Here is an 11,709-nt window from a genome sequence, read left to right on the forward strand (position 1 = left end):
CTTCATATTATAGCTTAAATTAAATGCAGGTGACAACTAATCATTCAATTAGTAATATACTATTCATTTGCTAAAGGTTATAATGGACCGAGATATTTTAAGAAGGTGACCATATTGCTTATTGACTTTATAATAAATTTTTGTATTCTATTTACTTTTGCGATTCTTACCTATATACCATTTCAAAATAGGTTAAATGTTTATATTCCATCATCCAAATACACCCCTTTTATTCTTGGAATACTAAGTGGATTTACTGGTTGTTTATTAATGTTAACCTCTGTTAGCATTTCTGATTTCGTTATTATGGACGGTAGAATGGCTGTTATTGCATTGTCTGGTGTCCTAGGAGGACCAGTTGCAACTATTATAAGTGGAACAATTATTGGAGTGTTCCGTTTGTTTATGTACGGATATTCACAAACTTCCCTTATTGCTGGAAGTAGCACTATTATAGTGGGAGTGGTTATTGGATTTTGGAGTTGGAAGAAAACGATGACCTATCAAAACGTTTACTACTTTTTTGGATACTCAATCATACAAACCTCTCTTGTAATAGGTTTTTTAGATAACTGGAAACTTGAAACATGGTTGGCAATTATAAGTTTTATCTTATATTCAATCTTGTCGTTTTCCATTATTTTTGTCATTTTAAAACAACTTAGCAACCTCTTTGAAAAGATTAAGCATATTGAAGAGATGTCCGTAACAGACTACCTCACTGGTTTGAATAATAATAGGAAGTTTCAAGAATATACCCATAATCTTTTATCGAAAGGTGAAATATTTTCACTTCTCTTATTAGATATTGACTATTTCAAAAAAGTAAATGACACATATGGACACCCTGTAGGCGACGAAGTATTGAAAGAATTAGCACTCCGAATAAAGGAAACAAGTAATTCCTTTGGAGGTATTGTTTCACGAAATGGAGGCGAAGAGTTTTCCGTCCTCCTTCCAAATACTTCTGAGGAAAAGAGTCTAGAAATTGCCGATCTTATTAGACAAGCGATAGATAACAATTTGTTTCAAATTTCAACGGGAGAAAAATTGGGCATTACCATTTCAGGTGGTATTAGTACTTTCCCACAGGATGCCGTAACCACACATGAACTATACAAGCTTGCTGATGAGGCCCTTTACCTGGCTAAAACATCAGGAAGAAATAAAGTAGTCCATATCAATGATGATAAATCAATTTGAATATGAATATAAAAACGTGATGTCCTTAGTTAGGACATCACGTTTTTATGCTTCCTACTTAACCCAGCCTAAGATCATTTCTCTTAGAAGCTTCGAAGCAGTGTTTACTGTTTGCTCCGACGGGTCATAGTTTGGTGCTACTTCGACTAGATCGAAGCCTACTACGTTTACGCCAGAATTTGCGATTGCGTGGATGGATGCTAGTAGCTCGCGGCTTGTGATTCCTCCGCAGTCTACTGTTCCTGTTCCTGGTGCGTGTGCAGGGTCGAGTACGTCGATGTCGATTGTTACATAGACGGGACGTCCTTCTAATGTTGGTAGCACTTTTTTCAATGGCTCCAGCACTTCAAATTTATGAATTTGCATGCCATTTTCTTTTGCCCAATCGAACTCTTCTTTCATGCCAGAACGAATTCCGAATGAGTAGACGTTTTTTGGACCAATGTATTCAGCAATTTTACGGATTGGTGTGGAGTGAGATAGCGGTTCGCCTTCGTATTCTTCACGTAAATCTGTATGTGCATCCATATGAATAATCGCTAGATTGTCATAGTTGTCTGCCACTGTTTTCATGACAGGCCAAGACACTAGGTGTTCGCCACCCATGCCGACAGGAATTTTCCCGTTTATTAACAGCTGACGAATAAAACCTGCAATTAGCTCTAAGCTTTTTTCTGCATTACCAAATGGTAGCGGAATATCTCCAGCATCAAAATACTTTACTTCATCAAGCTCGCGATCTAGATACGGGCTATATTCTTCTAAACCAATCGATGCTTCACGGATACGCTGTGGACCAAAGCGTGAGCCTGGACGATAGCTTACCGTCCAATCCATTGGCATACCGTAAATAACTGCCTGTGCTTCGTCATAGTTTTGCTTACTTTTTATAAAAACATTTCCTGAGTAATCTTCACTGAATCGCATAGACTTACTCTCCCGCAAGATCTTTCACAAATTTTGGTAGTACAAATGCCGCTTTGTGAAGCTCTTTTGTATAATATTTTGTTTCGATATCAAAGAATTGCTCGTCTGGTACTTGTAGTGGATCATATTTTTTTGATCCGATTGTAAAGCACCATAGTCCGCTCGGATATGTTGGAATGTTCGCCAAATACATATTAGTAATTGGGAAAATTTCTTTCACATCTTTTTGCACTTGGCGGATTAAGTCTGCCTTAAACCAAGGGTTGTCCGATTGTGCGACAAATAGACCGTCTTCTTTTAATGCTTTAGAAATTCCAGCATAGAAGCCTTTTGTAAACAGATTTACAGCAGGTCCTACTGGTTCAGTAGAGTCTACCATAATTACGTCATATTCGTTTTCAGATTCTGCGATATGCATGAATCCATCCCCCACTTGAACATCTACGCGTGGGTTTTCTAATTCACATGCAATTTCTGGTAAGTATACTTTTGAATACTCAATAACTTTTCCATCTATATCAACAAGTGTTGCTTTCTTCACTTTTGGATGCTTCATAATTTCACGAATTACTCCACCGTCTCCACCGCCAACTACTAACACATTTTCAGGATTTGGATGCGTGAATAAAGGAACATGTGCCACCATTTCATGGTAGACAAATTCATCTTTTTGCGAGGTCATGACCATGCCATCTAAAAAGAGCATATTTCCCCATTCTTCAGTTTCTGCCATTTCTAACAGTTGAAAATCAGTTTGCTCGGTATGAAGAGTGCGTTTCACCTTCATTGTGATGCCAAAATTCTCGGTTTGCTTTTCTGTAAACCAAAATCCAGCCATTTATCTATCTCCGTTTCTATAATGGGATTTGGTATTTATTTAAAAAAATAAATACATTGAAAGTATAGAGCTTTTTGACAAAAGTGCAATACTTTTTTGTTTTTCCGTTTAATTTGAATCTATTGTTCTCATACTAATGAAAACATCATTTAGAACGGAGTTGATTTCATGGGGCGTGTTCAACATAGAAAAAAAGTCATCCGAAGCAAACGGTGGAAAAGGCTATTACTGATAAGTATTGCTGCTACCTGTGCACTTTTTAGCGCACTCATCACGCTCCGAATATATGCACAAATTGTGGGTGCCCCTAGGATTCAGGTGCCAATTTCTTCTGTTTTTTTAGACAATCAAGGAAATGTTATTGGTGATCGTTTTGAGGATCAACGTAGATACTGGATTTCATTGGAGGAAATGTCTCCTTTTCTACCTCAAGCCACTGTAGCAGTAGAGGATCAGGATTTTTATGAGCATCACGGGTTTGATTATTCTCGAATTGCCTCTGCTATTTTAAAGGATATTAAAGCGGGTAAAAAGGTGGAGGGTGCTAGTACCATTACGCAGCAATACGCTCGAAACTTGTTTTTAACTCATGAAAAGTCTTGGACTCGAAAAATAAATGAAGCGTTATATGCGTATCGTCTAGAGCTGTTCTACGAGAAGGAAGAGTTACTAGAGGGATACTTGAATACGGTGTATTTTGGCCATGGTATGTATGGGGTCGAAGCTGCTAGTAGATTCTATTTCGGAAAGAGTGCCAAATCTTTAACTCTAGCAGAATCTGCACTTTTAGTCGGCATTCCGAAAGGTCCTACCTACTATTCACCTTTAGTAAATGAAGAAAAAGCAGTAAATCGCCAGCAGCTCATCCTTCGATTGATGGAAAATCAACAATTAATCACTACCGACCAAAAGGAACGTGCTATGAACGAAAAATACGTATTAAAAGCGGATGATTCCTTGATTAAGCGAAAAACTGCTCCATACTTTTTAGAGGAAGTATGGAAAGAGGCTACAGAAATTGCGTTGGAAAAAGGGCGACGAATTGAAGAAGGTGGCTGGACGATTGAAACAACGTTAAATAAGCAGCATCAACAAGTGGCAGAAGAGATGATTGAAAAGTGGATGCCAGACGGAGAATTACAAGTAGCATTCGTCAGTATGGAGCCAGATACTGGTTATGTGACGGCGATGATCGGTGGACGTAATTTTGCGGAAAGTCCCTTCAACCGAGTTACACAGGCTAAAAGGCAGCCTGGTTCTACGATAAAAGCGTTATTATTTGCGGCGGCTTTAGAAAATGGATTCTCCCCACTTACGTATATGAAAAGTGAACGAACTATTTTCACCTATGATAATGGGCGCAGAGAATATGAACCAAAAAATGTGAACGGAGAGTTTGCTGACCATCCGATTTCCATGGCACAGGCACTTGCTATTTCAGATAATATTTATGCGGTTAAAACACTAGAACAAATTGGCTATAAACCTTTTCAACAATTAGCAGAAAGATTTAACTTGGATATGAGCGTCAAGGATACGCCCGCTACAGCGCTTGGTACTACGGAAATTTCTCTTTTAGAGATGACTAAGGTTTATAACACTATATCGGCTAAAGGAATTCAGCAAGAACCAACGTTTATTACTAAAATTACGGATAATAGAGGAAATGTCATTTATGATATTAAAGAAAGTGATGTAAAAGGGAAAAAGGTATTAACTGAACAAGATTCTTTTATATTATCCCATTTACTCACAGGTATGTTCGACCCCGTCTTCAACGATTACTCTCCAGCTACAGGAATCAGTATTCGAGCAAAACAAACGAGACCTTATGCAGCGAAGTCGGGAACTACGAATACTGACCAATCTTTGATAGGCTTCTCTCCTCAGTTAACAGCAGGTGTATGGAATGGATACGATCAAGGCAAACAAGTGAGCGAGGCCGAGGCAAGACAAGTAACAAAACAAGTATGGATTGAATTTATGGAAGCTGTTCATCAGGGACTCCCAGTCGAACCTTTCATCGCTCCAGATGGTGTGCAGGGCGTCATTGTTGATATTGAAACAGGCGGAATCGCTACTTCTGCCTGTGAAAAGCAGCGACTTGTATATTTGAAGAAAAAAGATGTTCCTACGAAGCTTTGTACCGATCCTAAATTGAAGCAACAAACGTTCGAGGCGAAAGTGGAAGATTCTGTTCCATGGTCTATCTTCCCATTTAATTTATTTGAATAAGGTTATAAAATGAGAATCGGTCGAAAGAGGTTCATAACCGGTTGAATCATAGTGGATATAAAAATAAAAAGCATTCTCCTACCTAACTCTAGGTAGGAGAATGCTTTTTCTTAGCTTGGCTTTCTGTAAAAAGATTGCGTTTATTGGATTGGGTGTCAATTTGCACAAACCATTTACTTACTCGAGTCCACTAAGTGTCCTAGCATTACATGGAAGTAAGCTTTAACTAAATTGTACTGTCTTTTTACTTTTAATTCAACCACCTAAACAGACTATTTGAGTGTGTAGCTTAAACAGATAAGTCTTGGTGTAGCTTTGCGTCGCTTCTGTCCCACATTTCTTTGTTATGAGACTGCAAAAATTCACTTAAAATATTTTTGGAACGATCATCCATAAAATCTACTAAAATTTGGCGTTTCATCGATTTGTCCATTCGATTTACATGATCAGCTAAATTTTTATAGCCGCGGCGTTTTTCACGGTTGATAACCATTTCGCAGGCACTAACTCCAGCAAAATACGGTCCTTGTGGATTGTAATCTATCGTGACCCACACAAGCCAATATGGTTTCCCTCCAGCTGAGTCTTCTCGGTTCGTTGTAAATTTAATGCCACGCTCCGTGTCACTTCTGGCATGCATCGCTCCGATTTCGACCTGTGCAATGCCTTCTTCTATATCAATAATGACTGGAGATACATTCTCTAAAGAAAGAGAACCTATTCCGAATCCTTTATGTCCATCGGTCGGATCATTTTTTATTATCGTAAAGCCAATCTTTTGTTTTGGTTTTTCTTCATTTGCCATTCGACAGTTCCCTCCGTTCTGTTATGATACTAGTATACAGAAAATTTCACTAAAGGAGGAAACGAAATGCCATATGTAACAGTCAAAATGCTTGAAGGACGTACAGATGAACAAAAAAGAGCATTAGTAGAGAAGGTAACTGCAGCAGTTTCTGAAACAGTTAATGCACCTGTGGAGAACGTTACTGTATTTATTGAGGAAATGCCGAAGAATCATTATGGAACTGCTGGAAAGCTGTTCAGTGATCGATAATTAGAACAAAAACGAACCCTTTTTTGTAGGGTTCTTTTTTTAGGCATATTATCGAATTAATTTCATATAAAACATACTCTAAAAAGTGAAATCTAATTTCTTCATTCTTAATTGCAAAATAGTATAACTTATTCCAGGGACGGTTTTATCTATATATTAACTTTGAACTATTATCATCTAAGCGATACGCTATGCTAAATCTTTTAGTCGAATACTACACATAATATTGATTGTAGTGAAGGGTGGCGACTCCAGCGGGATGAGTGAGACAGATGAGTTATCACAGCGACGTGTAGCGACGGTGATAGCTCATCGCTCCCCCCGCGGAACGCGTCCACCTGTAACGGAAATCACAAGTATTATCCATCCTTTAAAGTGCTATGAATTGAGTGTTCACGGGATATTTTATTATAGATTCTTTAAAAAGAGCCATCCTATTGGATAGCTCTTTCATTCATGAGATTCATGACAAATGTAAATGCTTCGTCTATTTCTTCTTTTGAGAAGTTAAGTTTCCCTTTAACGACGTGAAGTTTTTCGATTTGCTCTTCTTTTGGAAGGTAATCAAAATACAATAATGTCGATACTAGCTCTAGGAAACGAGAACTTTTATCTTTCATATTGTTAATGCATGCTACTAAATCTCGTGTCGCTTCAGGGACTTGAGCCATTTGCATGAAATGTTCGCCTGCGTCGGTCATTTGGTATTTATATTGTACATAGGAGCCTTTATCTTGTCGTTCTTCTTGTAAAAATCCCATATTGCACAATTCTTCAATTCTTAAGGTAAGCTCTTCTGAATAAGGGCCATAAAAATGGAATTCGTACTTTTCCTTATATGGATATTGCAGTTTTTTTGCAATGTAAATCATTTTTTGTAGTTTTTTTCTACCGGTAATGCCGTTTGCTGCTCCGATAAATTGCACAATTTTAGCATGTTCTTCTATCAATTAGACCCCTCCTTTACTTTCAATTACATTAAGTCAATAAATCGAGTATTTGTTTTTTTAGTGCTTTCTTCTTACCATCCTTTGTTAAAATATCCTCTGGGAAATACAATTTATGATCCGTTCTTCTTTTTCCAGAAATCGCCTCTACTATTTCAGATTCTCTTGAGAGCTCTCGGATTTCTCCGTTCGGCTTCAACAAGTGAATTGGTATGCGTTCCCCTTCTTCCCCTGGACGATAGAAGTCATAAGGCAAATCTGAAGAGGAATCGAAAACAAGGTAATACTCTGGGTCTATACCCGCTTTTTTGAACAGCAACTCCAACTCTTTCATTTTCATATAATCTTTCGCTAAATCAAACTCAATATATTGAAATAACTTTCGATTCACAAAACGATTACTCAAGTCAGATAAAATTGGATCTTTTTCAGTCATCCAAAGCTGAAAATAAGTCAATAAAACCCCTTCATCTAATGCAAGGTACTCGTCTAGTGTGTATGTACTATCAAAGAAACCTTTAAAATGAGTCGGCTGCTGGTCAAAGTCATATCCCATCTCACTCAATGCTTTTGCTCTATGCAAAATTTTCGTCAAAACTACTTCCGCACTGCGTGAAACTGGATGAAAATACACTTGCCAATACATTTGATATCTACTCATTATATAGTCTTCAACTGCATGCATTCCGCTCGATTTGATGACTACTTGATCTTCTCTTGGTCGCATCACGCGCAATATTCGTTCCATATCAAAGTGTCCGTAACTTACTCCAGTAAAATACGCGTCTCTTTGTAAATAATCCATTCGATCAGCATCAATTTGACTCGATATTAAACTAACTACCTGCTTGTTTGGGTATGTTTTACCGATAACATTTGCAACTCGCTGTGGAAAATCGTCACTAACTCTTTTTAAGATCTCATTGACTTCGGTATCGCCAAGTATTATTTGTTGGGTGAAATATTCATGGTCTAACCCGAACACATTTTCAAACGCATGAGAAAAAGGACCGTGCCCTAAATCATGGAGAAGAGCGGCACATAGCACTACTAGCCTTTCAGAATCATCCCATTCCGGACGTCCACTAAAACTATCATCTACAATTCTTCGTACAATTTCATACACACCTAAAGAGTGATTGAAACGGCTATGTTCAGCACCATGAAAAACTAGATACGTAGTTCCAAGCTGTTTTATGCGGCGAAGTCGTTGAAATTCTTTTGCGCCAATAACATCCCAAATAACCTGATCGCGTACATGGATGTAGCGATGAACTGGATCCTTAAACACTTTTTCTTCTGCTAGCTTTTGTGTCGCATAGCTCATTTTTCCACCCCCAAAATGTTAGTCATCATTAAGTATTCATTATAAAGAAAAAAGCCGCATATGGAAAGGCGGCAAAAGTTCGTATTAATCAGCTATCTTGGCGCGTACTTTTTCCATTAATTCGTCTTCCGTTAATGCTGCAACGGGACGGTTATTGATAAAAGCGAATGTTTTTTTACGTCCGGGACCGCAGTATGATTGACATTCCTTCACTTCAATCTCTGCCTCCGGATCAATCGCCTTAAGTTTTGGAATTAATGTTTTTAAATTAACGGCCTGACACTCATCGCAAACTCGAAAATGGTTTGCCATCGTTCACAACCCCTTTGATATTTTTAAATAGGTGAAATAGTAATAGTCTACAGGTCATTGTATCTTAAAGATTATATTGCTATCAAGTGTATATTACGTGAATAAAAGAGCAATAAGTTGACCATTATGTTAATAGAACAACGAAACTATGAACATGGTAGGAGGAAAAACATGGTAAAGATTAGACAAGACGCCTGGATGACAGAAAATGATGAAATGCTAGCAGAGCTGGTATTACGTCACGTTCGCGAAGGCAGTACGCAACTAAACGCATTTGAGGAAGCTGGTGATGCTTTAAGTCGAACTGCAGCAGCATGCGGGTTTCGCTGGAATGCAGTCGTTCGCCATCAATACGAAAATGAGTTAAAGGAAGCGAAAAAAGAAAGAAAAGAAAAGCTTCGTATTTTAGGAAAAGATTATAGACGAAGAGGAAACGGAATTTATCTAGCAAAATCACAAGACGATGAAGATCGTGCACAATCCATTCCAGTATCTGCACTTTCAATTGACATTATTATTGCCTACCTAGTACGCTTGCAGCATAGTGATTCAGATATTTCTAGATACCGTCATCTTTCCACTATTGCGAATGAAAAGATTCGTAAATTAGAAAGCGAACTTGCGAAGCTCGAAAAAGAAAACGCAGCAATTAAACAGGATTACGAGCAATTTGTACAAATCATGAACCGTGCAAGACGTCTTGTCACATTAAATGAAGAAGAAGTTCCAACAGTACCCGTTTTTCAAATGGAGAAAAATGGTAATCTTGTATCTAAAGAACCACCAATCGTTTAGTAGATTGGTGGTTCTTTTTTGGTTGGAATGTGAGTGTACCGGTGGATGTCATTTCCAATTAGGTTGGCTTTGCTTTCGTTTAGAACGGAATCTCTCTCGTATGTCTAAGCTCTTTCTGCACTACCTGATTTCTATATTAATTCTCTAGCATTTTTTTATTTCGATCGACTACTCGCTGCATGTAAAATAAATACAGATCCATTTCATCGGGTGTGACAGATTGATTGATAACTGTATCGGATAATTGTTGTAGTAGCTGTTGGATACGAATGACGATATCCTCTACTCTGAACGATGTACCTATTAGTTCATTCATGGAAGCCATTACTTCTGGTTTAATAACGGGATATGTAAACTTTGTGGTTTCTCCTTGAATCCCGATTTCGTAAAAACTACGAATAAGTTCTGCTCGTTCACTTCCACTGCCTTCAATACATAAATACACTTGGACCGCAATTCCCTGTCGCAGTCTGCGCTGAGAAATTCCTGCAAACTTTTTACCACCTATACTTAAATCATATGAACCTGGACAATACGATCCTATAATTTCATAAGCTTCTATTTTACCTTCTGCCTCTGGAAATAAAAGCTGAACAAATGCAAGCATTACTTCATATCCAGTAGGTATATCAATTGCTTGCTTTGCTTCTGGCAAAATAATAGATACATTCAATACACCTTCATCTAAGACTACAGCTAATCCCCCCGAATTCCGTACGATTGGGGAAAAGCCCTGTGTGCGAAGAAAATCCTGTGCGTCCTCTATAAACGGTAGTCGGTGATCTTGTATACCTAACACCACTGCTTGATCGTGCACCCATGTGCGTACAGTCGCTGGTGACTGCCCTTGTCCCACTAAATGACAAAGTAAATCGTCCGAAGCGAATGATTCGAGTGCAGATCTATTTTTACCACTAAGCGATTGATCCCAAAACCGCCACTTTTCTTGTTGCAATAAATCTTCTATCTGTGACATGTGACTTCTCCTTAAATAAGTGCTTGTGCAGCAGTAATATAAGCTAGCTTATATACGTCATCTGCAGAACAACCTCGTGATAAATCGTTTACCGGTGCATTCAATCCTTGTAAAATAGGACCAATTGCTTCAAATCCTCCTAGACGCTGAGCAATTTTATATCCAATATTCCCAGCTTCTAACGAAGGAAATACAAAAACAGTTGCATCACCTTGTACCACTGCATCTGGTGCTTTGGTAGCCGCAATCGACGGAACAATGCTCGCATCGAATTGAAGCTCTCCCTCTATTAGAAGATTTGTGTCCAATTGTTTAGCTAATTCAGTAGCTTTCACTACTTTTTCTGTTTCTTCTGACTTGGCAGAGCCTTTTGTAGAGAATGATAGCATCGCAACTTTAGGTTCTATCCCAAAAGCGGCAGCAGTTTTAGCACTCTCTACTGCTATTTCTGCTAAATCCTCGCTCGTTGGTGCAATAGTTATGGCGCAATCAGCGAATACATATCGAATATCCTCTTTCACCATGATGAATGATCCACTCGTTTTCGATATCCCTGGCTTCGTTTTAATAATTTGCAATGCAGGGCGCACAGTTTCGGCAGTCGTATGCGCCGCTCCACTTACCAAGCCACTTGCTTGCTTCATATATACGAGCATCGTCCCGAAATAATTGACGTCCTGTAGAATCTCTCTTGCTTGTGCTTCTGTCGCTTTCCCTTTTCGGCGATCTACGAAAGCAGCGACAAGTTCGTCCATCTCTTCATATTTTTTTGGATTAATAACAGTTATAGCGGAAGGAATTTCTTCTTCATTTCCAATAATGATCGGACGTATGATTCCTTCTTCCTGCAATTTTAAAGCCGCAGCAATAATTCGCTCATCGTTTCCTTCGGGCAATATAATCGATAAATTGGCATCCCTTAATTTCTCTTTTATTTCCCCTAAAAAATCCGCCATTTCGTCTCCTCCTACGCACATTTTTGTTACTTCAAGCATACACGAGTTTGTCACAGATTGTCATGTCAAAGCCGTATCATTAGAAGAAATGTTCGAATGTATATGATACACTTAATATGCGATTATTTAAATTAAA

12 protein-coding genes are annotated in these 11,709 nt (G+C 38.3%); 4 read left to right on the forward strand and 8 right to left on the reverse strand.

Features of this window, described 5'->3' with window-relative positions; all coding sequences use genetic code 11:
• Positions 1–105 precede the first annotated feature (105 nt).
• Positions 106–1,203, forward strand: coding sequence for a diguanylate cyclase (locus tag ACIQX2_RS03920; protein WP_402847187.1), 1,098 nt, complete (start codon positions 106–108; stop codon positions 1,201–1,203).
• A gap of 54 nt (positions 1,204–1,257) precedes the next feature.
• On the opposite strand, the gene speB is transcribed toward ACIQX2_RS03920, so the two are convergent.
• Positions 1,258–2,130 carry an agmatinase gene (speB, locus tag ACIQX2_RS03925; RefSeq protein ID WP_402847189.1) on the reverse strand — a complete coding sequence of 291 codons (873 nt, stop codon included), beginning with the start codon at positions 2,128–2,130 and terminating at the stop codon, positions 1,258–1,260.
• 4 nt (positions 2,131–2,134) lie between these two features.
• Positions 2,135–2,968, reverse strand: a complete 834-nt coding sequence (gene speE, locus ACIQX2_RS03930; protein ID WP_093061358.1) for a spermidine synthase — start codon at positions 2,966–2,968, stop codon at positions 2,135–2,137.
• A 168-nt stretch (positions 2,969–3,136) separates the two neighbouring features.
• Here speE and ACIQX2_RS03935 point away from each other — a divergent pair, with 168 nt between their 5' ends.
• Positions 3,137–5,203, forward strand: a complete 2,067-nt coding sequence (locus ACIQX2_RS03935) for a transglycosylase domain-containing protein (RefSeq protein WP_402847192.1) — start codon at positions 3,137–3,139, stop codon at positions 5,201–5,203.
• Positions 5,204–5,492: 289 nt separating this feature from the next.
• Here ACIQX2_RS03935 and ACIQX2_RS03940 read toward each other — a convergent pair whose 3' ends face one another.
• On the reverse strand, positions 5,493–6,008 hold the full coding sequence (locus tag ACIQX2_RS03940; RefSeq protein WP_402847195.1) for a YwhD family protein: 516 nt from the start codon (positions 6,006–6,008) through the stop codon (positions 5,493–5,495).
• Between the two features lie 66 nt (positions 6,009–6,074).
• Between ACIQX2_RS03940 and ACIQX2_RS03945 the strand changes: the two genes are divergently transcribed.
• On the forward strand, positions 6,075–6,260 hold the full coding sequence (locus ACIQX2_RS03945) for a 2-hydroxymuconate tautomerase (protein WP_090564533.1): 186 nt from the start codon (positions 6,075–6,077) through the stop codon (positions 6,258–6,260).
• 434 nt (positions 6,261–6,694) lie between these two features.
• Here ACIQX2_RS03945 and ACIQX2_RS03950 read toward each other — a convergent pair whose 3' ends face one another.
• The 3 genes from ACIQX2_RS03950 to ACIQX2_RS03960 form a co-directional block, all read right to left on the reverse strand.
• Entirely contained in the window at positions 6,695–7,210 is a 516-nt protein-coding gene (locus ACIQX2_RS03950; protein ID WP_402847199.1) for a YwgA family protein, read from the reverse strand.
• A 28-nt stretch (positions 7,211–7,238) separates the two neighbouring features.
• On the reverse strand, positions 7,239–8,534 hold the full coding sequence (locus ACIQX2_RS03955) for an HD domain-containing protein (protein WP_402847204.1): 1,296 nt from the start codon (positions 8,532–8,534) through the stop codon (positions 7,239–7,241).
• An 84-nt stretch (positions 8,535–8,618) separates the two neighbouring features.
• A complete protein-coding gene (locus tag ACIQX2_RS03960; protein WP_093061364.1) occupies positions 8,619–8,846 on the reverse strand; it encodes a YuzB family protein in 228 nt (75 codons plus the stop codon).
• A gap of 171 nt (positions 8,847–9,017) precedes the next feature.
• Here ACIQX2_RS03960 and ACIQX2_RS03965 point away from each other — a divergent pair, with 171 nt between their 5' ends.
• Complete coding sequence (locus tag ACIQX2_RS03965) at positions 9,018–9,641, forward strand: RsfA family transcriptional regulator (RefSeq protein WP_402847213.1); 624 nt, start codon at positions 9,018–9,020, stop codon at positions 9,639–9,641.
• A gap of 136 nt (positions 9,642–9,777) precedes the next feature.
• On the opposite strand, the gene lipL is transcribed toward ACIQX2_RS03965, so the two are convergent.
• Positions 9,778–10,617 carry an octanoyl-[GcvH]:protein N-octanoyltransferase gene (gene lipL / locus ACIQX2_RS03970; protein ID WP_402847217.1) on the reverse strand — a complete coding sequence of 280 codons (840 nt, stop codon included), beginning with the start codon at positions 10,615–10,617 and terminating at the stop codon, positions 9,778–9,780.
• 11 nt (positions 10,618–10,628) lie between these two features.
• Positions 10,629–11,573 (reverse strand): phosphate acetyltransferase, encoded by a 945-nt coding sequence (gene pta / locus ACIQX2_RS03975; protein ID WP_402847221.1) that lies wholly within the window; start codon positions 11,571–11,573, stop codon positions 10,629–10,631.
• Between the last annotated feature and the right edge of the window lie 136 nt (positions 11,574–11,709).

Source organism: Psychrobacillus sp. NPDC096623, assembly GCF_044762655.1.
Classification (GTDB): Bacteria; Bacillota; Bacilli; order Bacillales_A; family Planococcaceae; genus Psychrobacillus.

Excerpts from the sequence above, each read along its gene's own strand:
- ACIQX2_RS03935 (WP_402847192.1), top strand. The coding sequence starts at position 3,137 with ATGGGGCGTGTTCAACATAGAAAAAAAGTCATCCGAAGCAAACGGTGG.
- lipL (WP_402847217.1), bottom strand. The coding sequence starts at position 10,617 with ATGTCACAGATAGAAGATTTATTGCAACAAGAAAAGTGGCGGTTTTGG.
- ACIQX2_RS03940 (WP_402847195.1), bottom strand. The coding sequence starts at position 6,008 with ATGGCAAATGAAGAAAAACCAAAACAAAAGATTGGCTTTACGATAATA.
- pta (WP_402847221.1), bottom strand. The coding sequence starts at position 11,573 with ATGGCGGATTTTTTAGGGGAAATAAAAGAGAAATTAAGGGATGCCAAT.
- speB (WP_402847189.1), bottom strand. The coding sequence starts at position 2,130 with ATGCGATTCAGTGAAGATTACTCAGGAAATGTTTTTATAAAAAGTAAG.
- ACIQX2_RS03955 (WP_402847204.1), bottom strand. The coding sequence starts at position 8,534 with ATGAGCTATGCGACACAAAAGCTAGCAGAAGAAAAAGTGTTTAAGGAT.
- ACIQX2_RS03965 (WP_402847213.1), top strand. The coding sequence starts at position 9,018 with ATGGTAAAGATTAGACAAGACGCCTGGATGACAGAAAATGATGAAATG.
- ACIQX2_RS03960 (WP_093061364.1), bottom strand. The coding sequence starts at position 8,846 with ATGGCAAACCATTTTCGAGTTTGCGATGAGTGTCAGGCCGTTAATTTA.
- ACIQX2_RS03945 (WP_090564533.1), top strand. The coding sequence starts at position 6,075 with ATGCCATATGTAACAGTCAAAATGCTTGAAGGACGTACAGATGAACAA.
- speE (WP_093061358.1), bottom strand. The coding sequence starts at position 2,968 with ATGGCTGGATTTTGGTTTACAGAAAAGCAAACCGAGAATTTTGGCATC.